This is a genomic window from Actinoallomurus sp. CA-142502, from assembly GCF_050936355.1.
In the GTDB taxonomy this organism is placed as follows: Bacteria; Actinomycetota; Actinomycetes; order Streptosporangiales; family Streptosporangiaceae; genus Actinoallomurus; species Actinoallomurus iriomotensis.
In genome coordinates this window covers 10,378,374-10,402,536 of sequence record NZ_JBNJMY010000001.1, presented here as the reverse complement: position 1 = coordinate 10,402,536, position 24,163 = coordinate 10,378,374, and the positions used below count along the sequence as shown (strand labels likewise).

Sequence of the window (24,163 nt, the reverse complement as noted above, 5' to 3'; positions counted from 1 at the left end):
TGTTCCTGTCAGGTCGTGGACTCGCGGAGGCGTTCGCCCTTGGCCTTGGCCTGGGCGTGCAGGTCGCGCTGGAACTCCTCCATCCGCGTGCGCAGGCCCGCGTCGCTCGCCGCCAGGATGCGTACGGCCAGCAGGCCGGCGTTGCGCGCGCCGCCGACGGCGACGGTCGCCACCGGCACCCCGGCGGGCATCTGCACGATCGACAGCAGGGAGTCCATGCCGTCGAGGTACTTCAGCGGCACCGGCACGCCGATCACCGGCAGCGGTGTGACGGAGGCGAGCATCCCGGGCAGGTGGGCGGCGCCGCCGGCGCCCGCGATGATCACCTGGAGGCCGCGCGAGGCCGCCTCGGCGCCGTACGCGATCATCTCGTGCGGCATCCGGTGCGCCGAGACCACGTCGGCCTCGTACGGCACGCCGAACTCCTCCAGCGCCTCGGCCGCGGCCTTCATGACCGGCCAGTCCGAGTCGCTGCCCATCACCACGCCGACGCTCATCGGGGTCCGTTCCTCAGGTAGTCGGCCGCGTGACGCGCCCGTTCGCGTACGTCGTCCAGGTCGTCGCCGAGCGCGGTCACGTGCCCGATCTTGCGGCCCGGCCGGATCTCCTTGCCGTAGAAGTGCACCTTCACGCCCGGGTCGTGCGCCATGACGTGGATGTAGCGCGGGTAGATCTGGGGCTCGTCGCCGCCGAGGACGTTGGCCATCACCGTGTACGGCGCGGTCGGCCGCGTGTCGCCCAGCGGCAGGTCGAGCACCGCGCGCAGGTGCTGCTCGAACTGCGAGGTGCGCGCGCCCTCGATCGTCCAGTGCCCGGAGTTGTGCGGCCGCATGGCCAGCTCGTTGACCAGCACGCCGTCATCGGTCTCGAACAGCTCGACCGCCAGCAGGCCCGTCACGCCGAGCCGGTCGGCGATGTCCAGGGCCAACCGCTGGGCCTCCTCGGCCCGGTCGGGGTGGAGGCCGGGCGCCGGCGCGATCACCTCGTGGCAGATGCCGTCACGCTGCACCGTCTCCACGATCGGGTACGCCGCGCCCTGGCCGTACGGCGAGCGCGCCACCAGGGCGGCCAGCTCGCGGCGGAACGGCACGTGCTCCTCGGCCAGCAGTGGGACCCCCTCGGCCGCGGCCCGCTCGATCACCTCACGCGCCTCGGCGGGGGTCTCGCAGACCCAGACGCCCTTGCCGTCGTAGCCGCCGCGTACGGCCTTGAGGACGAGCGGCCAGGCGCCGAACTCCTCCGCGTCGGCCAGGCTCGCGACCGGCGCGAACCGCGGCACGGGCATGCCGAGCGCGCTCAGCCGCTCGCGCATCACGCGCTTGTCCTGGGCGTGCAGCAGCGCGGCGGAGCCGGGGCGGCACGCGACCCCGGCCTCCTCCAGCGCCTGAATGTGCTCGCCCGGGACGTGCTCGTGGTCCCACGTCACCACGTCGCTGTCCTTGGCGAAGGCGAGCAGGTCGTCGAGGGAGCGGTGGTCGCCGACCCGGACGTCGGAGATCACACGCGCGGCGGAGGCGTCGACGCTCTCGCCGAGCACGCGCAGTGTCACGCCGAGACCGATCGCCGCCTGCTGGGTCATGCGGGCGAGCTGGCCACCGCCCACCATGCCGACCGCGGGAATACCTTGCCTGTCCGTCACCCCCGCAGCCTATCGAGCCCTCAGAGGCCCAGCTCACGGGCGATGAGCATGCGCTGGACCTCGGACGTGCCCTCGCCGATCTCCAGGATCTTCGAATCGCGCCAGTGACGGGCGACCGGGTACTCGTTCATGAAGCCGTAGCCGCCGTGGATCTGGGTGGCCTCGCGGGCGTTGGTGACCGCGATCTCGGAGGAGTGCAGCTTCGCGATGGCGGCCTCCTTCTTGAACGGCTCGCCGCGCATCATCCGCTCGGCCGCGCGGTACCACGCGAGCCGCGCGGTGTGCGTGCGCACCTCCATGTCGGCGATCTTGAAGGCGATGGCCTGGTTCTTGCCGATCGGCGTGCCGAAGGCGGTGCGCTCCTTGGCGTACTTGATCGACTCGTCGAGGCACGCCTGGGCGAGGCCGGTGGCGAGCGCGGAGATCGCGATGCGCCCCTCGTCCAGGATCGACAGGAAGTTCGCGTAGCCGCGGCCGCGCTCGCCGAGGAGGTTCTCGGCCGGCACGTGGCAGTCGTTGAAGGAGAGCTCGCGGGTGTCGGAGGCGTGCCAGCCGACCTTGGAGTACTTCGGCGCCACGGTGAGACCCTCGTGCGGCGTCGGGACGATGATCGTGGAGATCTCCCGTTTGGTCCCCTCGTCGCCGGTGACGGCGGTGACCGTCACCAGGCGGGTGATGTCGGTGCCGGAGTTGGTGATGAAGCACTTCGTGCCGTTGATCACCCACTGGTCGTCGATCGCCTTCGCGGTGGTGCGGGTGGCGCCGGCGTCGGTGCCGCCGCCCGGCTCGGTCAGCCCGAACGCGCCGAGCGCGCGGCCCGTCACGAGGTCGGGCAGCCACGTGCGCTTCTGCTCCTCGGTGCCGAACCGGTAGATCGGCATCGCGCCGAGCGACACCGCGGCCTCCAGAGTGATCGCCACGGAGGAGTCGACGCGCGCCAGCTCCTCCAGCGCCAGGCAGAGGGCGAAGTAGTCGCCGCCCATCCCGCCGTACTCTTCGGGGAAGGGCAGCCCGAACAGCCCCATCTCGCCCATCTGACGGACGATGTCGTACGGGAACTCCTCGTCCGCGTCCAGTCGTTCGGCCTGTGGAGCGACGACGTCTCGGGCGAACTCCTCGACGGTCTTGCGCAGGGTTTCGTGCTCGTCGTCGAGCCGGTAGTCCATGATCACCTCGGTCGGAGAGACATGAGCCTGATCCCGTCATACCCCGGACGGCCGCGGTCGGCGGCTGCCAGAATCTGGGACCACAGGCACATGCTGCCACGAACGCCGTCTATCCTCGTCGTGCCGGGGGTAAGCAGAGTTGCGGGCCTGTCGAGTACGCGCGATCAACCGCGACCGCGAATGAAAGGTCTCCCTTAGTGAGCATCGCCGTAAATCTGTACCGACGATTCGCCCACCTCGTTCACGAGCTGGCAAAGTTCGGCGTGATCGGCGTGCTCAACTTCATCATCACCATCGGGATCTCCGACACCCTCCACCTGGGCTTCGGGGTCGGGCCGCTGACGTCGTTCGGCGTCGGCACCGTCGTCGCGACGACGTTCTCCTACTTCGCCAACCGCTACTGGACCTTCCGGCACCGCGACACCAGCGGCCTGGGCCGCGAGTACGTCCTGTTCTTCGTGCTCAACGGTGTCGCCCTGTTCATCACCTGGGTGTTCATCGGCGTCACGCACTACCTCCTGGGCCTGCAGGGCGGCATCGCGTACAACGCCGCCCAGGTCGTCGGCACCGGCGCCGCCACGCTGTTCCGCTACTGGGCGTACAAGAAGTGGGTCTTCCTGCCCGCCTCCGCGCCGCCGGTCGACCCCCACACGGGCCTGCCCGAGGCCGGCGCGGAGACCGCTGAGACCGAGGCCGAGTCGGAGACCGCGGACGACCCCGAGCCGGTGCCCGCCGGCGTCGCCAAGCGCTCCCGCTGAACGATCCCCCAACGGATCGACCAACGTCTGGGTCAGGGCTCTAGGCCGGGCCGCTGACCACGCGTTCCTTGGCGAGCAGCGCCTCCTCGCGCTTGCGCAGGAAGATGGCGAAGGTCGCCGGGCGGGCCCGGATCAGTTCGAGCCGTCCGCCGTCGGCGGTGGCCAGGGAGCGGGCCAGGTAGAGGCCCAGGCCGGTGCCCTGGCGGCCGCTGACGTTGCGGTCGAACACCCGGCGTTCGAGCTCGGGCGGCACCCCGGCGCCCTCGTCTCCCACCTCCACGACGATCGAGGTCGGCGTCTCCTTGGTGTGGATGGTGACCTCGCCGTCGCCGTGGACGAGGGAGTTGTCCAGCAGCGTCGCGACGATCTGCGAGAGGCCGCCGGGGCTGACCACGGCGGTCAGCCCGCGGACGCCCGACATGCCGATCCGGCGGTTCTCGCGGCGGAAGACCGGTTCCCACTCCTTGACCTGCTGGGCGACGATCTCGTCCACCCCGATCGGGATCGCGTCACCGGTCGGGTCGTGCTTGGCACGCGCGAGGAGCTGTTCGACGACGGCGGCCAGCCGCTCCACCTGCGCGGCGGCGGCGACGCCCTCCTCGCGTACGACGTCGGGGTACTCCGCGGCCTCGATCATCTCCTCCAGCCGCATCGACAGCGCGGTGAGCGGCGTGCGCAGCTGGTGGCTCGCGTCGGAGGCGAACTCCCGGCTGGCGGCGAGCAGGTCGGCGATGCGCACGGCGCTGCGGTCGAGGACCTCCGCCACGCGGTCGACCTCGGGCACGCCGTAGCGGCGCCGCCGCGGCCGCGCGTTGCCGGACCCGAGGCGGTCGGCGGTCTCGGCCAGGTCGATGAGCGGAAGCGTCAGCTTGCGCGCCTGCACCATCGCGAGCCCGACCGCCACGCCCACGCCGAGCACGACGAGGCTGCCGATGAGCAGGAACGTCCGCACGGCGTCCGCCTCGACGTCGCCCGCGTCCCGTGACACCTGGACGTGGATGCCGCGGTCGTTCGCCGCCATCTTGGTGATCACATGGTCGCCCTTGGCCGGGGCGTCGCCGGCGGTGATCTGGGTGCCGTCGGCCATGGTCACCACGATGTAGCGGCCCGGGAACTCCTTGGCGATCTGGTCACCGGTGATGGACTGGCGCAGCTCCTCGCGCAGGTTGACGCCCGCCACGACGGTCGCCGCCTCGCGCTCGACCTGCTGCTGGGCCTCGTCGTAGATCAGGCGCTCGGTGGCGTAGGCCAGCGGGATGCCGAGCAGGAGCACGGCCACGACTGCGACGGCGAGCGTCGACAGCAGCAGACGTCGCCTCATGGGGGTCCCTCTCTTCCGACCGTGACGTGATGCCGTGGTTCACGTCACGGTCACCGTCTCAGTCGCCGCGCTCGAACCGGAATCCGACTCCGCGCACGGTCGTGATGTAGCGAGGGCTTCCCGCGTCGTCACCGAGCTTGCGGCGCAACCAGGAGATGTGCATGTCGAGGGTCTTGGTGGAACCCCACCAGTTGGTGTCCCACACCTCGCGCATGATCTGCTCACGGGTGACGACCTTGCCGGCGTCGCGTACGAGCACGCGCAGCAGGTCGAACTCCTTGGTCGTGAGCTGCAACTCCTGGTCGCCCATCCAGGCGCGTCGCGACTCGGCGTCGATCCGCACCCCCTGGACGATGGGCGTCTCGGTGCTGCCCCGGCGCAGCAGGGCACGGACGCGGGCGAGGAGTTCCGCCAGGCGGAACGGTTTGGTCACATAGTCGTCCGCTCCGGCGTCGAGCCCCACAACGGTGTCCACCTCGTCGGCGCGGGCGGTGAGGATGAGGATCGGCACACCGTGGCCCTCCGCCCGGACGCGGCGGGCCACCTCGAGGCCGTCGAGTTCGGGAAGACCGAGGTCGAGCACGATCAGATCCACCCCACCGCCCAGCGCCCGTTCGAGGGCCTGCGGACCGTCGGGACTGACTTCGACGTTGTATCCCTCCCGCCGCAACGCTCTGGCGAGAGGCTCGGAGATGGACGTGTCGTCCTCGGCGAGCAGTACTGAGGTCATGAGCCGATCGTAGAGCTATTCAAGAACGTTTCCTCCGTACTAGAGGGGGCTTGACCTGCGATTTGCCAGTCATAGAGCTCCTAGGAACGCGCCAAATCCGAGCTAATGAGGGGTAATTGGAACGACCTTCAGACCGGCGTGACTCCGTGTCGGCGGTGCGAGAACGATCGATCCTTTCCATGGGCGGCGGCGAGACGAGCGGCGATCTCCTGTCGCAGATCCTCCGGCTCGACGATCGCGTCGACGACGAGTTCGCCTGCCAGGCGGACGATGTCGATGTCCTCCTCGTACTCGGCGCGGAGTTTCTCGACGTACGCCTCGCGCTCCTGGGCGTCCTCGATCGCCATGATCTTGTTGTAGTAGACGGCGTTCACGGCGGCCTCGGCGCCCATTACGGCGATCTTCGCGGTGGGCAACGCAATTGTGGCGTCGGGGTCAAAGCCCGGACCCGCCATGGCGTACAGACCGGCCCCATAGGCCTTTCGGACGACTACGCAGATTTTGGGCACCGTGGCCTCCGACACGGCGGTGATCATTTTGGCGCCGTGCCGGATGATGCCCTGACGCTCGACCGCCGTCCCGACCATGAAACCGGGCACATCGGACAGGAAGAGCAATGGCACGTTGAAGGCGTCACAGAGCTGGATGAACCGGGTGGCCTTGTCCGCCGAGTCGACGAACAGCACGCCGCCCTTGAACATCGGGTTGTTCGCGACCACGCCGACGACCTTGCCGTCGAGCCGGCCGAAGCCCACGACCAGCTCCTTCGCCCACAGGCTGTGGATCTCGAAGAAGGAGTCCTCGTCGAGCAGGCCCCTGACGTAGCGGCGCATGTCGAAGGCGACGCGCTCGCTGGCCGGCACGAGCTTGCGCAGGTCCACCGGCTTCGGGTCGCGCGCCTCGGCCGCAGGCGGCTCCTGCTCCCAGTGGGACGGCAGGTAGGACAGGAAGCCGCGGACGGCCTCCAGCGCCTGCGGCTCGTCCTTGGCCAGGAAGTGGCCGCAGCCGGAGACCGAGCAGTGCATCTTCGCCCCGCCCATCTCCTCCAGCGTCGTCTGCTCCCGCACCACCATCTCGACCATGCGGGGGCTGCCGAGGTACATCGAGGCGTTGCCGTCCACCATCGCCACGAAGTCGCAGAAGGCCGGGATGTACGCCCCGCCCGCCGCGCTCGGCCCGAACAGCGCGCACACCTGCGGGATCGAGCCGCTCGCGCGCACCTGGGTGTGGAAGATCTTCCCCGCCCCACGGCGGCCGGGGAACATCTCGACCTGGTCGGTGATCCGCGCGCCGGCGGAGTCGACCAGGTAGATCATGGGGACACGGGTCTTGTAGGCGCGCTCGATGATCCGGACGATCTTCTCCACCGTCCGGGCGCCCCAGGAGCCGGCCTTGACCGTCGAGTCGTTGGCCATGAGCGCGACCGGACGGCCGCCGATCGTGGCGGTGCCGGTGACGACGCCGTCGGCGGGCAGGTCGCCGGCGAGGGCGTTGGCATAGAGACCGTCCTCGACGAACGAACCGGCGTCGACGAGGAGCCGGATCCGCTCCCGTGCGAACAGCTTGCCCTTCGCGGCGTTGGCGTCGTGGTACTTCGGCGCTCCGCCGTGCTCGACCTTCTCGCGGAGTTCTGCCAGGTGAGGGTGGCCCGGCTCGTCCTGTGATGGCTGCATTGTGTGCTCGGTCACGATGGGACCCTACCCCGTGACTCCCCGTCCGCCCACGCCCCGCGCCTCTACTCTGAGGCCATGCCGCACGAGGATCTGCCCCGGTTCGAACTGGCCTTCCCGGGACCGTTGCGCGACCGGCTCGTCGCCGCCGTCCTGGCCGGCGTCAAGACGGCCACCACCGGGCTGTGCGAGGAGTACGAGCGGCTCGGAGAGCCGCTGCCCGTCGCCGGGGAGCGGTCCGTGGTCGTGGACTCCGGCGGCCGCCCGGTGGCCGTGGTGGAGACGACGGACGTGCGCGTCGTGCCGCTCGGCGAGATCGACCTGCCGTACGTGATGGAGGAGGGCGAGGGCCACACCTCGGTGGCGGAGTGGCGTGCCGCCCACGAGAGGTTCTGGCACGGCGAGGAGATGCGGGCGGCTCTCGGCGACCCGGAGTTCACCGTCGACGACGGCACACGGGTGGTGACGCAGCGGTTCCGCGTCGTGGAGCGGCTCGCCGCGCGTGCGGCCGAGGAGATCCTGGACATCGTGGACGAGCACGACAACGTGATCGGCACGGCGCCGCGGGCCGAGGCGTACGCGCGGCGCCTGCGGCACCGGTGCGCGTTCGTCTTCGTACGGGACGGCCGGGACCGGATCTTCGTGCACCGGCGCACCCCTGGCAAGCTGATCTTCCCCTCGCGCTACGACATGTTCGTCGGCGGCGTGGTCGGGGCCGGCGAGTCCTACGACGACGCGGCGCTGCGGGAGGCCGAGGAGGAACTGGGCGTGTCCGGCCTGGCCCGGCCGGTCCCGCTGTTCTCGTTCCTGTACGAGGGCGCGGCCGGGCACACGTGGTGGTCGCGCGTCTATGAGGTCCGGTGCGACCTGCCGGTCTCGCCGCAGGCCGAGGAGGTCGCCTGGCACGCCTTCCTGACCGAGGAGGAGCTCGAACGCCGCCTGCCCGAGTGGGAGTGGGTGCCCGACGGCCTGGAGGCCTACCGCCGGATGCGGGCTAGGCGACCCGGATGACCACCTTCCCGAACGGCGCGCCGTCCCGGTAGTACGCGAAGGCCTCGCGCGCCTCGGCGAAGCCGAAGACGCGGTCGATCACCGGACGCAGGAGGTTCGCGGAGATCGCCTGGTTCATCGCCTCGTGGTCCGCGCGGCTGCCGACGAAGACGCGCCGGATCGTCGCGAGCGAGTTCTTGTAGGCGTCGCCGGAGATCTCCAGGTTCGCGCCGGGCGCGCCGGCCGGGACGGGCGGCACCGACAGCAGCACGACCTGGCCGTACAGCGCGGCGGACCGTACGGACTGGTCGATGGTGGGCCGCCCGTTCGTCTCGAGCACGAGGTCCGCGCCCAGGCCGCCGGTGGCCTCGCGCACCGCGCGCCACCACTCCGGGGTCGCGGTGTAGTCGATCACGTGGTCGGCGCCGAGCTCCCGCAGCCGGGCCGCCCTGGCGGCGCTGGAGGTGGTGGCGACGACCCGGCAGCCCATCGCCTTGGCGAACTGGAGGCCGAACAGGGCGACCGGCCCGGTGCCGAGCGTGAGCACCGTCCGCCCGGGCTCCAGCGGGTCGCCGCCGACGAGGGAGGTCCACGCGGTGAGCGCGGCGCACGGCAGCGTGGCCGCCTCCTCCCAGCTCAGATGCTCCGGTACGGACACGGCCCACTGCTCGTCCAGCACGGCGTACTCGGTGAGCATGCCGTCGAGCGTGCAGCCGAGCTGGTCGATCAGCTCCGGCCGCAGCCGCCCGTCGTGCCAGCGGGGCCAGTAGGCGCCGACGACCCGGTCGCCGGGCCGGAAGCGGGTCACCGCGGAGCCGACCGCGACGACCTCGCCCGCGCCGTCGCTGAGCGGTGTCACGCCCGGCGCGGACGGCAGCGGGTAGCGCCGCTGCAGGATGAGCAGGTCGCGCCGGTTGAGGGAGGCCGCGTGGACGCGGACCACGATCTGGGCCGGACCGGGTTCCGGCTCGCCGGCCTCGTGCCGGACGATGCCGGCGATCTCTCCCGGCTCGTCCAAACGGTAGGTGTGCATGCGGCGATCCTCGGGCGGCCCCGCGAACCCGGCAATACCGCGCGAGGTATGGCCTGAGGTGCCGTTATGTCACTGGGGGCGGTACATCTCGCGGGTGCCGCCGTCGTCGTCGGGCGGGCTGAAGGGGGGCCGGTCGGCGTACGGGGACTGCTGCTGTTGCCGGGTCGGCTCGTACAGCGGCGTGTCATAGCTCGTGTGCTGCGGCGGGTCGTATCCGGCCTGCGGCTGCTCGTAGACCTGGTCGTATCCGCTCTGCGGCTCGGCGTACGCGGTGGGCTGCTCGTCCCGCGCCGCGTGGCGTCCGCCGAAGGACTCGCCCGCGACGTGCTCGCTGTACGGCTCGCGGCGCGTGTCCGGCCGGGCGTACTCGTAGTCGTCGTTCGCGTCGTCGTTCCCGCGGGCCCGCCAGCGGGAGGGGAAGAACGAGGCGAACAGCAGCCCGACGCCGGCGAAGAGGAGGAATCCCTCGTCCTCCAGCCCGGCGAGGGTGACGCGCTGCTCCTTGAACGGGAAGCGGTTGATCAGATCCGCGGTCGTCTTCTGGGAGACGAAGAACAGCACGCCGGCCGCGGTGAGCACGAGGCCGGCGATGAGTGAGGCCAGCGGCGACAGCCGCGACGAGGCGAGGAGCGCGAACACGATCGCCGCCCCCGCGATGAGGCCACCGCCGATCCACTTGTCCTGTTTGTGGAACTCGGTGACGTAACCGTGCTGCAAGCGGTACGTACCGAAGATCAACAAAGCCGCCAGGGCCGCAGTGAGTACGATTCCGGCAAAGAAGCCCCAGGTGTGACGAGCGCCGTTGGACATCGCTACTCCTCCAGAGTGGCCGCGGCCCGCTCGGGCGTTAGGTCAGCAGGCTAGTAGCCAACTGCCACATTTGGGGGAATAGGGATCGGCGACTTGGCGGCGAAGCCCGCCCACCAGGGGTCCTCCCGCTACTTGCAGAGGTTCTGCGTGGCGGTCTTGGCGTTGATCTGGCCGCCCGAGGAGGGCGACGAACTCGGCGGCGCCGCCACCTTCACCTGCTTCGCGCCGTTCCAGGACGGGCCGACCAGGAGCTGCAGCCGCGAGCCCAGAGACGACACCGCCCTGATCTTCGCGCCCGGGATGGCCGCTCTCAGCGTCTTCGCCGAGTCCTCGCGCCCCGGCCCGTACTCGATCACCGTCTCCGTCGCCCCGTGCTGCGTGCCCGGCGCCACGGTCGTGCCGAAGCCGGCCCGGTGCAGGTCGCGGGCGGCCCGGGTGGCCAGGCCCTGGACGCCGACGCCGTTGACGACGCGGACGTCGATCTGGCTCGGCGGCACCGTCAGGCCGTTCTTCGGAGCGGCGGACGCGGTCGGCGTCGGCTTCGCCGGCTGGATGATCGGCTGGTCGCCCTCGATCTCGTTGAAGAGCCGGTTGCCGGCCGACTGGTCCCACAGCACCGTGGACTGCCGTTGCCCGCCGATCGAGACCGTGTAGTCGGGGTTGGACAGGGGCACGGTCGTGAACGCGATGCTGTCGGTGCTCATGCCCTTCATCTGCGTGGCGAGCGCCGTCAGCGTGCTCTTCGACAGGCCCTTGTCGGCGCGGATCGCGTCGAGTGAGGCGCTGAGGAACTGCGGGAACTTGGCCGGCTCGCTCAGCGCCTTGTGCACGACCGCCGACATGAACTGCTGCTGCCGATCGATCCGGCCCAGGTCGCTGCCGCCGGTCAGGGTGTACCGGGCGCGGGCGTACGCGAGGGCGGTGGTGCCGTCGACGTTGCTCTTGCCGGCCGGCAGCCGCAGACCGCTCTTGGGGTCGTCGACCGCCGTCGGAGTGCAGACCGTGACCCCGCCCAGGGCGTTGACGACCTTGAGGAAGCCGAGGAAGTTGACCTCGACGTAGTGGTCGACGTGCACGCCGGTGGCCCGCTCGATGGTCTGCACGGTCAGCGGCGCGCCCCCGTACATGTAGGCCCAGTTGAGCTTGCCCTGCCGCTCGCCGATCTCGGCGCCCTTGGCGCCCTCCGACCCGTTGGAGCGGTGCGCCGGGATGGTCACGAGCGAGTCGCGCGGCAGGCTCACCACGGTGACCTTGTCGTGCTTGGACGAGATGTGCACCAGCATCATCGTGTCGGAGCGCTGGCCGCCGACCTTGCCCAGATGCAGGTCGTTGATCTGCTGGTCGGTCAGGCCCTCGCGCCGGTCGACGCCGGCGAGCAGGATGTTCATCGAGCCCTCGGGCCCGGAGTCGGGGCGGTTCTTGAGCCCCTCGAAGGCGTCCACGCGCTGGACGCTGCCGAGCACATAGTCCTGGAACGCCCAGCCTCCGCCGGCGAACAGGAGCACGAACGCGGACATCGCGCCGGTCGCCATGAGGCCGCGACGGTGCCGTCGCGCCCCGTGGGCGTACGTCCGGGACGGCCGGCGTTCGACCTTGACGTGCATGGACTCCGCGTCGCCCACCGTCACTCCGTCCGGCGGCGTCGTATCATCGCCGTCGACCGGAGCGCCGGGTCGCGGGCGGAAGTATCGCTCCTGCGGGTCGGACCCGGTGTCTTCAGACATGCCGCTCACGCCTCCCCGAGGTGCGAAGTCTTGCCTACATTGCGGCGTTCCTCGCGTTCGTACAGTACCGTGGCGCCGTCATGAATCCCTCGCCTAACACACCCCTTGCCGGAAACCGCGTGTGGCCGGCGGTGTCAGTGATCATGCCGGTACTCAACGAGGAGCGGCATCTCGCCGAGGCGGTCGGCGGCATCCTCAGTCAGGAGTATGCCGGTGAGCTCGAGCTCGTGCTGGCCATCGGCCCTTCTCGTGACCGTACGCAGGAGATCGCCGAGAAGCTCGCGGCCGACGACCCGCGGATCGTCATCGTCCCGAACCCCACCGGGCGCACCCCGCAGGGGCTCAACGCGGCCATCAAGGCCTCGCAGTACTCCATTGTGGTCCGGGTCGACGGGCACTCGCTCATGCCGCCCGACTACGTGCGCGCCGCGGTGGAGACGCTCGAGGAGACCGGCGCGGACAACGTCGGCGGCATCATGGCCGCCGAGGGCGTCACGCCGTTCGAGAAGGCCGTGGCGCGTGCGATGACCTCCAAGATCGGCATCGGCAACGCGCCGTTCCACACCGGCGGCGGCGCCGGCGAGGCGGACACCGTCTACCTGGGCTCGTTCCGGCGCAGTGCGCTCGAACGCGTCGGCGGCTACGACGAGACGTTCGTCCGCGCGCAGGACTGGGAGATGAACCACCGGATCCGCCAGACCGGCGGCAAGGTGTGGTTCACACCCCGCATGCACGTGACGTACCGGCCCCGTCCCAACATCCGGGCGCTCGCCAAGCAGTTCTTCCACACCGGCCGCTGGCGGCGCGTCGTGGGCCGCGAGCACCAGGGCACGCTGAACCTCCGCTACCTCGCGCCGCCCATCGCCGTCGTGGCGATCGTGGCCGGCGTCGTGGTCGGCGCGTTCGGCTTCTGGCCGGCCTGGATCCTGCCGGGCGGGTACGCCGCCGCGATCATCGTGGGCTCGGTGCCGACCGGGCGCGGGCTGCCGCCGTCGGCGTGGCTGCGCCTGCCGCTCGTGTACGCGACGATGCACCTGTCGTGGGGGCTCGGCTTCCTGCTCAGTCCGCCGAGCCTGGGGCGTTCTCGCGAGACGTGATCTGCTCGGCGACGATCAGGTCGACCGGGTGCGTGATCTTGATGTTCTGCTCGCTGCCCGGCACCACCACGATCGGTACGCCGGGCAGGTAGCGGTGCACCACGCCGCAGTCGTCGGTGGGCGGGTTCGCCGCGAACTCCGGGTCGGCGAGGGCACGCTCGTACGCCGTGCGGATCGTGGCCAGCCGGAAGCCCTGCGGCGTCTGGAACCGCCGCAGGCTGCCGCGGGACGGCATCTCGACCACGCGGTCGTCCTCGACCACGACGACCGTGTCCGATGACGGCACCGCCACCGCCACCGCATCGGCGTGCTCGAGCGTCGCGACGCACTCGGAGATGATCCGGGCGTCCACGAACGGCCGCGCGGCGTCGTGGAACAGCACCCGCGCGTCGCCCGGCCGGTCCGCCAGCGCCGACAGCGCGCTCAGCGTGGAGTCCGTACGGCTCGCGCCGCCCGCGATGACGCCGGTCACCTTCGGGTACGGGCCGGCGGCCAGTTCCGCGGCGGCGAGGTGACCGGGGGCCATCACGACGAGGATGTCGTCGATCTGCGGGGCGGCGTCGAACGCGGCGATCGCGCGCGTCAGGATGGGACGCCCGCCCACCGTCGCGAGCTGTTTCGGTGCCTCGAGACCGAGCCTGCGGCCCGTCCCACCGGCCAAGATCACGGCCGTTGTCGTCAAGGGCCTCATGAGGCATGCACTCTACTGTCCGCACACACGGAGGAGCGGTCGCGGGCGACGGTAACCTATGGGGACTCTCCATCCATCCGGCCGGCGGACGAACGGATGTTTACGCGAGGGCGGCGACGAGGTGACGGTCGCGATATGGTCGGCGCTCGTGTCTCGCGGCGTTCGCCGGAGATGACCCCCCACACCTGAAGGACTGCCTGACATGACGTTCGGAGGGCGCCGATGACGTTGGCAGTGGTAGTCGCGACGGAGACCGTCGCGCCTGAGTCCTCGCCGACGGCCGGCCTCGCGCTCCGGGGCGGCACTGTGATCGGCCGCCTGATCGAGCAACTCAAGTCCCTCGACGTGCGCGACCGCCGTGTCATCACGCGTCCCGGGACCGCCGCCGAGCTCCGCGACCTCGGCTGCGAAGTGATCGAGTCCAAGGGACTCGCCGAGGACCTGCGGGAGATCGCACGCGTGGCCCGCGAGGCCACCGAGCCGATGCTGGTCGTGCACGGCGACGTCGTGGCGCACCGCGAGGTGTTCGCCCGCCTCGTGTTCAACTCCAAGGCCCCCGCCTCGGCCGCCGCCACCCGGGTACGCCCGATCGGCGACGCGCCCACCCGCCCCGTACTCAAGATCCGGCGCGGCCGGATCGCCTCCGCGGGCACCCGCTTTCACCAGGTGACCGACCCGAACGCCCTCTTCCGCGGCGTGCTGCGCGTGGGCCAGGAGGAGACCCGGACCCTCGCCGCCGTGGCCGAGCGGTTCGCCGAACTCGTCGACACCCCCGACGGCCTCACCGAGATCAGCCCGGTGCGCATCCTGTGGAGCGGTCCGGACGACACCGACGCCGGGGCCACGGAGGAGGCGGAGGCGCACAACACCGGGCTGCCCCCGGTTCTGGCCAGCACGCCGGTCCGGGGCGACGACGCGCCGGCCCTGCTGGTCACCGGCCTCGTCCGTTCCGGCGTGAAGGTCACCGCCCGCGGCAGCCGCGAACTCGTCTGCGAGCGCGTCCTCGACCAGGAGCAGGCCGGCGCGGCCCAGCAGGCCGTCGACGCCGTCGACGAGGACCGCGTGCGGCTGAGCGCGGCGGTCAAGAACAACGACGGCTTCTTCACGACCTACGCGGTCAGCACCTACTCGCGCTACATCGCCCGCTGGTGCGCCAAGCGCCGCTGGACGCCCAACGGCGTCACCGCGATCTCGATGGGGATCTCGGTGGTGGCCGCCGCCTGGTTCGCCACCGGCCACCGCTGGGGCATGCTCCTCGGCGCGGTGTGCCTGTACTTCGCGTTCGTCTTCGACTGCGTGGACGGGCAGCTGGCCCGCTACACCCGGCAGTTCAGCACGCTGGGCGCCTGGCTCGACGCGACGTTCGACCGGGCGAAGGAGTACACCGTCTTCGCCGGGCTGGCCGTGGGCTCGACCGCGGCCGCCGTGGGCAGCTCGGTGCACGGCGGCGACGTCTGGTACCTCGCGGTCGCCGCGCTGACCCTGCAGACGTGCCGGCACATGGTCGACTTCGCGTTCGGCGCCTCCAAGCGGCGCAAGCCGCCGGAGCCGATCCCGGTGCTGCCCCTGGAGATGTCCGACGACAAGGTGCTCGACGAGCCCGAGCCGGCCAAGAGCCGTCCCAAGGGCGGCGGCCTGGGTCACCTGGCGGTGTGGCTGTCCGGGCGGTCGGAGAAGGTCCGGGCCTTCCACTGGTTCAAGAAGATCATCGTGCTGCCGATCGGCGAGCGGTTCGCGCTCATCGCCCTGAGCGCGGCGATCTTCAACGCCAAGGTGACGTTCATCGCGCTGCTCACCTGGGGCACCGTCGCCGCCCTGTACACCATCGGAGGTCGCTTCCTCCGGTCCCTGACCCAGCCCAGGACGGCCCGCCTTGACGCCTGAGCCAACTGAAACTCGAGGAGTGAGCGACCGATGAGTACCGTGCTTCCCGGAGGCATGTCGGCGGGGGCACCGGAGCGGCCGACTCCGAACGAAGCGTTCACCTTCCACGGCGACCGGCTGGTCGCGTACCGCGACGACGGCCCGGTGTCGCACCTCCTCGGGCGGCTCAGCGGCGGGCAGCTCCCGCCGCTGCTCCCGCTGCTCGTCGCCGGCATCGTCACCGCGATTCTGCTGATCGCCGGCGTCAACGGCCAGGACAGCCCCGCGATCTTCGCACCCGTGCTCGCGCTGCTGCTGTGCGGGCCGGCGTCGACGCACCCGCACAGCGGGCGCCTCGACTGGCTCGTGCCGCCGATCATGCGCGCGATCGAGTACGGCTACCTGGCGACGCTCTGCTTCGCGCATGACGTCTCCAAGCCGCTGACCTACGCCTTCATCGGCATACTCGCCTACCACCACTACGACACCGTCTACCGCACCCGCCAGCGCCTGTGGCCCGCCAAGTGGGTCTTCCGCGCCGGTCTGGGCTGGGACGGCCGCCTGCTCATCGCCGCCGTGGCGACGCTGGCGGGTGTGCTCCCGTACGTCATCGCGGTGCTCGCCGTCTACCTCGGCCTGCTGTTCGGCATCGAGAGCGTCTACACCTGGACGCGCACCGGCACGGGCAAGGGCGTGATGGTCGACCTCGAAGACGAGGGAGAGAGCCCCGGCGGAACCACGGCGCAGCAAGAAGAGGAAGCCGCGGCGGAGCAGGCCGAGGCGAAGCAAGCAGAGGAGGCCCTTCGATGATCGGCATGGTTCTCGCCGCCGGCGCCGGGCGCCGGCTCCGCCCCTACACGGACACGCTCCCCAAGGCGTTGGTGCCCGTGGACGGCGAGACGACGATCCTGGACATCGCGCTCGGCAACCTGGCGGAGGTGGAGCTCACGGACGTCGTCATCGTCGTGGGCTACCAGGCGGGCGCGGTGGAGGAGCGCAAGGCCGGGCTGGAGCGCCGGTACGGCGTCGACATCACCCTCGTGCACAACGACAAGGCCGAGGAGTGGAACAACGCCTACTCGATGTGGCTGGCGCGCGACCACTTCAAGGAGGGCGTGCTCATGGTGAACGGCGACACCGTTCACCCGGTGAGCGTCGAGCGCACCCTGCTGGAGAACCGCGGCCCCGACGTGCTGCTCGCCATCGACGACGTGAAGAAGCTCGCCAACGAGGAGATGAAGGTCATCCTCGGCTCCGACGGGCACCTGGAGCGCATCACCAAGCTGATGGACCCGGCCGACGCGAACGGCGAGTACATCGGCGCGACGCTGCTGGAGCCGGCGGCCGCCGAGCCGCTCGCCGACGCCCTCAAGGCGACCTGGGAGCGCGACCCGAACCTCTACTACGAGGACGGCTACCAGGAGCTGGTGAACCGCGGCGGAAAGGTGGCGGTCGCACCGATCGGCGCCGTGGACTGGGTCGAGGTCGACAACCACGACGACCTGGAGAAGGCCCGCCGGATCGCTGGTCTTTACTGATGCCCCTGCTCACGCGGATGCTCCCCGCTCCGCTGTCGATCGACGTGCGCCGGGGAGCGATCGCCCATCTCGGCGAGCTGCTCGCCGACCGGCGCATCGCGACCGAGGGCCGCGTCGCCATCGCGGTCGGCCCGGGCCAGGGTGACCAGATCGCCGAGCACGTACGCCCGAGCCTGGACGCCTGCGAGGTGTTCCAGGTCGAGGGCGCGTCCGTCGACGCGGCCATGGCCCTGGGCTCCCGGCTGCGGAGCGGGTCGTACGAGGCCGTCGTCGGCATCGGCGGCGGCCGTACGATCGACGCCACGAAGTACGCCGCGACCCTCGCCGGCATGCCGATGGTGTCCGTCGCGACCAACCTCTCCCACGACGGCATCTGCTCGCCCACCGCGTCGCTGGAGCACGACAAGGGCAAGGCGTCGTTCGGCGTGACGATGCCGCTCGCCATGATCGTGGACCTCGACTACGTGCGCTCGGCGCCGGAACGCCTCGTACGGGCCGGCATCGGCGACGTGCTGAGCAACTTCTCGGCGGTCGACGACTGGATCCTGTCGAACCGGGAGCAGAACGATCCCATCGACCGGCTGGCGCTGACCCTGGCCCGCACCGCCGGCGAGGCGCTCATCCACCAGCCCCGCTCGATCGAGTCGGACGAGTTCCTGACCGTGCTGGCCGAGGGGCTCGTGCTGTCGGGGATGGCCATGTCGTTCGCCGGGTCGTCCCGGCCGGCGAGCGGCGGCGACCACGAGATCCTGCACGCCATCGACGCCCTGTTCCCCGGCACCGCCAACCACGGCGAGCTGGCCGGGCTCGGCGCGGCGTTCTGCTACCACCTGCGCGCGACGCACCTGGGTGAGGGCGCCGAGCGCCTCACCGAGATCGTCGCGAGCCTCGACCGTCATGGCTTGCCCAGGACTCCCAAGGACATCGGTCTGACCGCGGAGCAGTTCGCCCAGGCGGTGGCGTACGCTCCCCAGACCAGGCCGGGTCGGTACACCATTCTGGAGCACCTCGCGCTGGACGAAGGTGCCCTGTTGAAAGCGGTACGTGAATATGTCGGCACCTTCGCTGGCTGAGGTCAAGGCGGGCGGACAGCCGCCCGGCCTGAAGAACCGGCGCAACGAGGAACACTGGGCGGGGCGCCTCTACATGCGCGACATCTCGCCCCTCTTCACCTGGTTGTTCGTCCGGATCGGGTTCAGCCCGAACCAGCTCACCTACATGATGATCGCCTGCGGTGTGCTCGGCGGCGCGGCCGTCGCGGTCTCCGCGGGCGGCACCACGGGCCTCGTGTGGGCGATCGTCGGGGCGTTGCTCATCCAGGCGTACCTCCTGCTCGACTGCTCCGACGGCGAGGTCGCGCGGTTCCGCAACCGCACCTCGGTGACCGGGGTCTACCTCGACCGGATCGGGCACTACATGTCCGAGGTCGCGCTGCTGGCGGGCCTCGGCGTACGGGCCCAGGGCGCCTGGGAGAACGGCGGGTACGTCGAACTCGGTCTGCTCGCCGCCCTCGGCGCCGCGCTGATCAAGGCCGAGACCGACAACGTCGTGGTGGCCCGCGCCAAGTCCGGCCTGACCGCCGACCCGGCGACCGGCGACCGCGCGCTGCGGCCGGAGTCCACCGGCCTGGCCCTCGCCCGCGAGGCCGTGTCGCTGCTGAAGCTCCACCGGATCATCGGCGCCGTCGAGCTCTCTCTGCTGATCCTGGCCGCCGCCGTGGTCGACAAGGTGACGGACACCCTCACCGCGACCCGCGTGCTCGCCGTCGCGGTCGCGATCGTCGCCGTGGTCCAGACGGGCCTGCACTTCGTCAGCATCGTCGCCTCACGGAGGCTCAAGTGAAGCTCTCGGTGGTCGTCCTCACCATGGGCAACCGCCCGGTGGAGCTGAAGAAGGCCGTCGACAGCGCGCTGAGCCAGAAGGGCGTCGACGTCGAGATCATCCTCGTCGGCAACGGCGCGGACGTGCCCGGCTCGTGGGGCGACGCCGTACGCGTCGTGCGCCTCCCGGAGAACGTCGGCATCCCGGCGGGCCGCAACCGCGGAGTCGAGGCCTCCACCGGCGAGCTGATCCTGTTCCTCGACGACGACGGCTGGTACGAATCGACGGAGCTGGGCGCGTACCTGCGCGACCGGTTCACCGCCGACCCGAAGCTCGGCATCGTGTCGTTCCGGGTGCGCGACCCGGAGGGCGGCCCGGGCGAGCGCCGGCACGTGCCCCGGCTGCGCGCGGGCGACCCGCTGCGCTCCTCGGAGGTGACGACGTTCCTGGGCGGCGCGTGCGCGGTGCGCCGTGCCGTCTTCGACGCGGCCGGCGGGCTGCCGGAGGACTTCTTCTACGCCCACGAGGAGACCGACCTCGCCTGGCAGGCGCTGAACGCCGGCTACCACATCGTGTACGACGCGGAGTGCGTGATGTTCCACCCCGCGGTCGCCCCGACGCGCCACGCGATGTTCTACCGGCTGAACGCCCGCAACCGGGTGTGGCTGGCCCGCCGCAACCTCCCGTGGCCGGTCGCGCTGACGTACCTGGCCGTCTGGATCGGCATGACGGTCCTCCGCGAGCGCAAGCTGTCGTCGCTGCGCCCGTGGTTCGGTGGCTTCCGTGAGGGCTGGCGCAAACCGGCGGGCCCCCGCCGCCCGATCAGGTGGCGCACGGTCTGGCGCATGACCCGCCTGGGCCGGCCCCCGATCATCTGACCCGACGTTTCGGCCCCCTGTTCGGCCCCGGCCGTATCGAGGACTTCGCGTCGGGCCCTCAACGCGCCTTTAGGGTGACGGCATGGGGCGACGGCGGCACGTCCGTACGACGGTGGCCCTTTGGCTGGGCCCGGTCGCCGGAGTCACGGCGGGCGCGCTCACCAACCTGATCACCGCGCGTTGGAACTGGTGGCTGTTCGGCGGCCTCATCGTGCTGACCACGGTGATCGCGGCGAGCGGAGCCCTGGTCGCCCCGCCTCCGCCCGCACCCGTAGCGGGGTCCGCCCCGCACCTGGCCGCGCCGGTGGGTACGCGGGTGTTCACCGGCCGGGCGCGGGAGCTCGACCGGCTGTGCGCCGCCGTGCCGGACGACTCCGGCCCGCTGCTGCTGGCCGTGACCAGGCTGGGCGGCACGGGCAAGACCGAGCTCGCCGTACGCGCGGTCGCCCGTCTCGCGGCGCGTTGTCCGGACGGACGGTTCTGGCTCGGCTTACGCACGTACGCGCCGGCCGAGTCACGGATGGGCACCGCGGAGGTGCTCCGCACCCTGCTCAACGCCCTGGGCGTCGCGCCGGATCCGCAGGATGTCGACGTCTCTCGGCTGAGCGCCAAATGGCGGTCGGTCACCGCCGACCGCCGGATCCTCCTGGTCCTGGACGACGTCGCGAACGCCGATCAGGTACGCCCCGTCCTGCCCACCTCGGCGGACTCGATCGTCCTCGTGACCAGCCGTCACTTACTGATCGGCCTGGATCCGGACGACACGGTGACCCTCGACGTGTTCACCGAGGCCGAGGCACGGCAACTCGCCGCCGGGATCCTGCGACGTGCCGGCCATGACGACGTGCCGACCGCGGCGGCGATCGCCGCGGGCTACCGGCTGCCCCTCGCGGTACGCCAGATGGCCGATCTCAAGGCGGCCGATCCTCATCGGGCCATCACCGACCCGCCACCCGGCGGCGGCAGCGGTGAGGCGGACGTGGCGTTCAGCCTGTCACTGGCCGCGCTGGGCAAGGACGCTCGCTCGATGCTGCGCCGCGTCGCGCGCTATCCGGGTTCGTTGATCACCGTTGCCGTCGCGGCCACCATGGCCGACCTGCCGCCCGATCGCGCCCAGCACCTCCTGTCAACGCTCTACCAGCACGGACTCCTCATCTCGGCCGGACACGACGGTGGCTACCGGATGCACGACCTCATCCGCGCCGCCGCCACCGGCGACCCCGCGACCCGCGACGACAGGCGCGGCCTGACCGAAGAACGTCTCTTCCGCTACGTCGATGCCGCGATCGCGTCAGCCGTCGAGACTCTGTACCGATCGGGTTCGGTGACCGGCTTGTCCAGCGGCCGTCCGGCGCGGTCGGCCGTGCCGCCACCTCGGCACGAAACCGACCTTCACGCTCTCACCTGGCTCGACCGGCATCACGCCGACCTGCTCGCGGTGGCTCGGCGGTGTGTCGCCGTCGGCTCTCCGCAGGCCTGGCGCATGGTCTACGACCTGGAGTTCTACCAGCGGCTACGCGGGTTCTACGGAGAGATAGCCGAGCTGCACACCGAAGCACTGCGCCTGGCCGAAGCGGCGGGTGACCGGTTCGGCCAGGCCGCCATGCACCACAACCTCGGCCTCCTCGACATGCGCAGAACCGACTTTCCGGCGGCCCGCGCCCACTTCGACATCTCGGTGGCCCGCTATGCCGAGGTGGGAAGCCTCGTCGGCGAGGGGGAGGTCCGTCATGAGCTCGCCAACATCGGCTACTGGCTCGGTGACCTCCCCTCCGCCCGCGCGCACGCCGAGGCCGCGCTCACCCTCCTGACCAAGGCCGGAGACCCCGTCGGCGTCGCCTTCGCCCATCGGGACCTGGGCGTGGTCGATCGGGCGCAGGGCCGGCACGCCGACGCCGCCGATCGCTTCGACACCTCCATCCGGCTCTTCGAGAGCATCGGCCAGCGCCGGGGAGTCGCGGTGGGCCGCCGGGAGCTCGCCCTCCTCCTTCTGGAGCAGGGCCGGCACACGACGGCCCGGCGGTACCTCGAGCAAGCACTGGCCGCATTCCAGGATCTGGGCGACTGATGAACGCGGCCGACACACATCGAGCGTTCGCGACGCTCGACCGCGAGGCCGGCGACAACGATGCCGCGCACCGGCACGCGAGTGCGGCCCTGAACCTGAGCACCGACATCAGCCACCGTCGCGGACAGGCCGAGGCGCACACCGAACTGGGCCTGATCGCCGCCGACCCCACCGCCGCCCACCGGCATTTCACCACGGCTCTGGACCTTTACCGTCGCCTGGGGATCAGCGACAAGGCGGACGACCTCATCCGATTACTGGGAAAATGATTTTGCCGTTTACCCACCGTAAGCGGATGACCACTATTAGTGTCTTCGGTATGCCGACACAAGAACACGACGTCCTCGCCGAGCTGTTCCGCTGGAGCCCCGCACTCGCGGCCGACCTCGTCGGCAAAATCGGCGTGGACCTGCCGGACGTCCGGGGAGCGTCACACTGCTCGGAGTCCTTCACCGACCTCAAGACCACTGAGTACACCGGCGACGCGGCCGTCCTGTTAGAACTCGACTCTGGCAGGTGCGGCGTCGTGGTGGAGGTCCAGCGCCGGCCGGACAAGGAGAAGCCATGGAGCTGGCCGCTGTACATCGCCACACTCCGCGCCCGCGAGCGGTGCCCCGTCATGCTCCTGGTGATCGCCCCGGAACGTAGTGTCGCCGAATGGTGCGCCACGACCATCGAGACCGGCCATCCCGGCCACACCCTCACCCCGCTGGTCCTGCAAGCGGACAACGTGCCGGAACTGACCGACCCGAAGGACTTCCTGGCCAACCCGCCGATGGGGGTGCTGTCGGCGATGTTCCACGGCGACGGCCCCGAGGGTATGAAAGTGTTGCGGGCGGCATCGGACGGCACGGACCTCATCGCCGACGCCGACCGCCAGCTCGCCCGCCGCTACGTCGACTGCGTCCTCGCCGTCGTTCCCCAAGCCGCCCGCGACGCCTTGGAGGCGCTCATGATGACCGAATCTGAGTTCTACAGCGAAACCTTCCGAAACGCCGAAGCCAAGGGAAGGGCCGAAGGACGAGCCGCGGCCAAGGCTGAAGCCGTACTGACGATCTTGCAGGTCCGGGGCCTTCTCCTCACAGAGGAACAGAAAAAGCGCATCAGTGGCTGCCGCGACCTTACCCAACTCCAGACCTGGGTAGCGTGCGCCGCGACCGTCGAGGCGGCCGACGAGCTCTTCGGCTGATCGCCGTTAGAGCTCGTCGTGTTTCAGTACCCGGCTGCGGTCCGCAGGCCGTCCTCGCTGCGTCCGTGGTTCGGCGTCTGCCGGGGCAACCGCCCGATCATCTGAGCGTGCACGCACTTTCGCGGGGCGTCCGTGGACGCCCCGCGAAAGAAGGTCAGGGGCGCTGGCCGGGCTTGTCGACGAAGGCCGCCGCGAGACGGACCGAGAAGACGTCGATCGTGCCCTTCTCGACCTTCCAGGTACCGTTCCCGCCGGTGCCCGCGTCACCGGTGTGGTCCTTGACCACGACGCTTCGCTCACCGAGATACGCGTAGGACGTACGGTCCAGTAGCACCTCCTGACGGAGGTAGCCCTCAACGATCCGGGAGACGGCCAGGGCGGGGCGGCCGGCGACGTCCACCGTCCGCCTTTCGAGGGTGACGCCGGGAATCTTCGCCATCGCGCGGTAGACCGCGGCCTCCTGCCGGGGCGGCACGAGGTTGTCGTTCAGCAACGAGGCGAGTATTCCGAAGGTCTGGGCGTCGCTCGCGTCAGCCGGGCTGCCGGGCCGGACGCCGGCCGGCGCTCCCTTCTTGGCCCAGGCGATCAGCGCGTCCGGGTCAAGCGGGATCTTGGTCACGGACCCGTAGTCCACCGGCGGCATGGCGCCCGCACCGGTCGGTGCGACCGTCAGCCTGCCGTGGTCGTACTGGGCCACCCGCGTTCCGTCGATCCGGGTCCAGAGCCGGTCGACCCGGGTCTTCAGCGGCGACTTCGGGGTCTGTACCCCGCCGATCGGCGGCTTGCCCGGCGAGGTGTACCGGGTCTCGAGGTAGGTCCACTGGCCCGGCCGGGGCGGGGTGAACGGACGGGAGCCCGTGCGGTTCGCCGCCTGGTAGAGCACGGTCTGGACATCGGCCACCGGCCCGCTGGTCGGGACGGTGCGGGGACCGTTGTCGCCGTCTGCCCCGCCCAGGCCGACGGCCACGGTCACCGCCGCGGCGGCGGTGGCCAGCCCACCGGCCACGGCGAGCCGCAGGCCCACGCGCGAAGGGCGGAGCCGGCGTGTGCGGCCGCGCACGGGCGCGGAGGACGCGGCTCGCTCCATCAGCGCCGCGTGGGCGGCGGTACGCGCCTCGGTGGAGGGCGGGGCGGTGTTCGGGCGAAGGGCGCGAAGCGTCGTGAGGTCGTCGTTCAT

Annotated in this window: 23 protein-coding genes; 12 read left to right on the top strand and 11 right to left on the bottom strand. The window is 70.8% G+C overall.

Features of this window, described 5'->3' with window-relative positions:
- Window positions 1–8 precede the first annotated feature (8 nt).
- Genes purE through ACQEV1_RS48765 form a run of 3 tightly spaced genes read right to left on the bottom strand, consistent with a single transcriptional unit; the run spans window position 9 to window position 2,805 of the window.
- A complete protein-coding gene (purE, locus tag ACQEV1_RS48775; RefSeq protein ID WP_433404658.1) occupies window positions 9–497 on the bottom strand; it encodes a 5-(carboxyamino)imidazole ribonucleotide mutase in 489 nt (162 codons plus the stop codon).
- Entirely contained in the window at window positions 494–1,606 is a 1,113-nt protein-coding gene (locus ACQEV1_RS48770; protein ID WP_433406145.1) for a 5-(carboxyamino)imidazole ribonucleotide synthase, read from the bottom strand. Before ACQEV1_RS48770 ends, purE begins: the two co-directional genes overlap by 4 nt.
- Window positions 1,607–1,659: 53 nt before the next feature.
- On the bottom strand, window positions 1,660–2,805 hold the full coding sequence (locus tag ACQEV1_RS48765) for an acyl-CoA dehydrogenase family protein (protein WP_432705596.1): 1,146 nt from the start codon (window positions 2,803–2,805) through the stop codon (window positions 1,660–1,662).
- 197 nt (window positions 2,806–3,002) lie between these two features.
- On the opposite strand from ACQEV1_RS48765, the gene ACQEV1_RS48760 reads away from it, so the two are divergent.
- A complete protein-coding gene (locus tag ACQEV1_RS48760) occupies window positions 3,003–3,563 on the top strand; it encodes a GtrA family protein (protein ID WP_433404655.1) in 561 nt (186 codons plus the stop codon).
- A 40-nt stretch (window positions 3,564–3,603) separates the two neighbouring features.
- Here ACQEV1_RS48760 and ACQEV1_RS48755 read toward each other — a convergent pair whose 3' ends face one another.
- From ACQEV1_RS48755 to ACQEV1_RS48745, 3 genes are all read right to left on the bottom strand, one after another.
- On the bottom strand, window positions 3,604–4,884 hold the full coding sequence (locus ACQEV1_RS48755; RefSeq protein ID WP_285579270.1) for an ATP-binding protein: 1,281 nt from the start codon (window positions 4,882–4,884) through the stop codon (window positions 3,604–3,606).
- A 58-nt stretch (window positions 4,885–4,942) separates the two neighbouring features.
- Window positions 4,943–5,614: a response regulator transcription factor gene (locus ACQEV1_RS48750; RefSeq protein WP_141956913.1), complete on the bottom strand. Its 672-nt coding sequence runs from the start codon at window positions 5,612–5,614 to the stop codon at window positions 4,943–4,945.
- A 128-nt stretch (window positions 5,615–5,742) separates the two neighbouring features.
- Complete coding sequence (locus ACQEV1_RS48745; protein ID WP_433404650.1) at window positions 5,743–7,302, bottom strand: acyl-CoA carboxylase subunit beta; 1,560 nt, start codon at window positions 7,300–7,302, stop codon at window positions 5,743–5,745.
- A gap of 60 nt (window positions 7,303–7,362) precedes the next feature.
- Here ACQEV1_RS48745 and ACQEV1_RS48740 point away from each other — a divergent pair, with 60 nt between their 5' ends.
- Window positions 7,363–8,295, top strand: a complete 933-nt coding sequence (locus ACQEV1_RS48740; RefSeq protein ID WP_433404648.1) for an ASCH domain-containing protein — start codon at window positions 7,363–7,365, stop codon at window positions 8,293–8,295.
- Here the strand turns inward: ACQEV1_RS48740 and ACQEV1_RS48735 are convergent.
- The 3 genes from ACQEV1_RS48735 to ACQEV1_RS48725 form a co-directional block, all read right to left on the bottom strand.
- Complete coding sequence (locus tag ACQEV1_RS48735; protein ID WP_433404645.1) at window positions 8,279–9,307, bottom strand: zinc-dependent alcohol dehydrogenase family protein; 1,029 nt, start codon at window positions 9,305–9,307, stop codon at window positions 8,279–8,281. The genes ACQEV1_RS48740 and ACQEV1_RS48735 overlap by 17 nt on opposite strands.
- Window positions 9,308–9,376: 69 nt before the next feature.
- A complete protein-coding gene (locus ACQEV1_RS48730) occupies window positions 9,377–10,117 on the bottom strand; it encodes a hypothetical protein (protein ID WP_433404642.1) in 741 nt (246 codons plus the stop codon).
- Window positions 10,118–10,245: 128 nt separating this feature from the next.
- Window positions 10,246–11,841: an LCP family protein gene (locus tag ACQEV1_RS48725; protein ID WP_433404639.1), complete on the bottom strand. Its 1,596-nt coding sequence runs from the start codon at window positions 11,839–11,841 to the stop codon at window positions 10,246–10,248.
- 80 nt (window positions 11,842–11,921) lie between these two features.
- Here ACQEV1_RS48725 and ACQEV1_RS48720 point away from each other — a divergent pair, with 80 nt between their 5' ends.
- Window positions 11,922–12,938, top strand: coding sequence for a glycosyltransferase family 2 protein (locus tag ACQEV1_RS48720; protein ID WP_285625627.1), 1,017 nt, complete (start codon window positions 11,922–11,924; stop codon window positions 12,936–12,938).
- On the opposite strand, the gene ispD is transcribed toward ACQEV1_RS48720, so the two are convergent.
- Complete coding sequence (ispD, locus tag ACQEV1_RS48715; protein ID WP_433404636.1) at window positions 12,901–13,620, bottom strand: 2-C-methyl-D-erythritol 4-phosphate cytidylyltransferase; 720 nt, start codon at window positions 13,618–13,620, stop codon at window positions 12,901–12,903. The two genes, ACQEV1_RS48720 and ispD, sit on opposite strands and share 38 nt — an antisense overlap.
- A 231-nt stretch (window positions 13,621–13,851) precedes the next feature.
- Here ispD and ACQEV1_RS48710 point away from each other — a divergent pair, with 231 nt between their 5' ends.
- The 9 genes from ACQEV1_RS48710 (at window position 13,852) to ACQEV1_RS48670 (ending at window position 22,986) form a co-directional block, all read left to right on the top strand.
- A complete protein-coding gene (locus ACQEV1_RS48710) occupies window positions 13,852–15,513 on the top strand; it encodes a CDP-alcohol phosphatidyltransferase family protein (protein ID WP_433404633.1) in 1,662 nt (553 codons plus the stop codon).
- A 30-nt stretch (window positions 15,514–15,543) separates the two neighbouring features.
- A complete protein-coding gene (locus ACQEV1_RS48705) occupies window positions 15,544–16,302 on the top strand; it encodes a DUF5941 domain-containing protein (RefSeq protein ID WP_285625633.1) in 759 nt (252 codons plus the stop codon).
- On the top strand, window positions 16,299–17,030 hold the full coding sequence (locus tag ACQEV1_RS48700; RefSeq protein WP_433404630.1) for a sugar phosphate nucleotidyltransferase: 732 nt from the start codon (window positions 16,299–16,301) through the stop codon (window positions 17,028–17,030). Before ACQEV1_RS48705 ends, ACQEV1_RS48700 begins: the two co-directional genes overlap by 4 nt.
- Window positions 17,030–18,103, top strand: coding sequence for an iron-containing alcohol dehydrogenase family protein (locus ACQEV1_RS48695; RefSeq protein ID WP_285579244.1), 1,074 nt, complete (start codon window positions 17,030–17,032; stop codon window positions 18,101–18,103). The genes ACQEV1_RS48700 and ACQEV1_RS48695 overlap by 1 nt, the downstream gene beginning before the upstream one ends.
- A complete protein-coding gene (locus ACQEV1_RS48690; RefSeq protein WP_285625638.1) occupies window positions 18,081–18,872 on the top strand; it encodes a CDP-alcohol phosphatidyltransferase family protein in 792 nt (263 codons plus the stop codon). Before ACQEV1_RS48695 ends, ACQEV1_RS48690 begins: the two co-directional genes overlap by 23 nt.
- Before the next feature lie 23 nt (window positions 18,873–18,895).
- Window positions 18,896–19,729 carry a glycosyltransferase family 2 protein gene (locus ACQEV1_RS48685; protein WP_285626171.1) on the top strand — a complete coding sequence of 278 codons (834 nt, stop codon included), beginning with the start codon at window positions 18,896–18,898 and terminating at the stop codon, window positions 19,727–19,729.
- 82 nt (window positions 19,730–19,811) lie between these two features.
- The gene (locus tag ACQEV1_RS48680; RefSeq protein ID WP_433404625.1) at window positions 19,812–21,797 is read left to right on the top strand and encodes a tetratricopeptide repeat protein; all 1,986 of its coding nucleotides are present in this window, start codon (window positions 19,812–19,814) and stop codon (window positions 21,795–21,797) included.
- Window positions 21,797–22,066 carry a hypothetical protein gene (locus ACQEV1_RS48675; RefSeq protein WP_433404623.1) on the top strand — a complete coding sequence of 90 codons (270 nt, stop codon included), beginning with the start codon at window positions 21,797–21,799 and terminating at the stop codon, window positions 22,064–22,066. Before ACQEV1_RS48680 ends, ACQEV1_RS48675 begins: the two co-directional genes overlap by 1 nt.
- Before the next feature lie 2 nt (window positions 22,067–22,068).
- Complete coding sequence (locus tag ACQEV1_RS48670) at window positions 22,069–22,986, top strand: hypothetical protein (RefSeq protein WP_433404620.1); 918 nt, start codon at window positions 22,069–22,071, stop codon at window positions 22,984–22,986.
- 154 nt (window positions 22,987–23,140) lie between these two features.
- Here the strand turns inward: ACQEV1_RS48670 and ACQEV1_RS48665 are convergent, their stop codons facing one another.
- Window positions 23,141–24,163, bottom strand: a complete 1,023-nt coding sequence (locus ACQEV1_RS48665) for a CU044_5270 family protein (protein WP_433404617.1) — start codon at window positions 24,161–24,163, stop codon at window positions 23,141–23,143.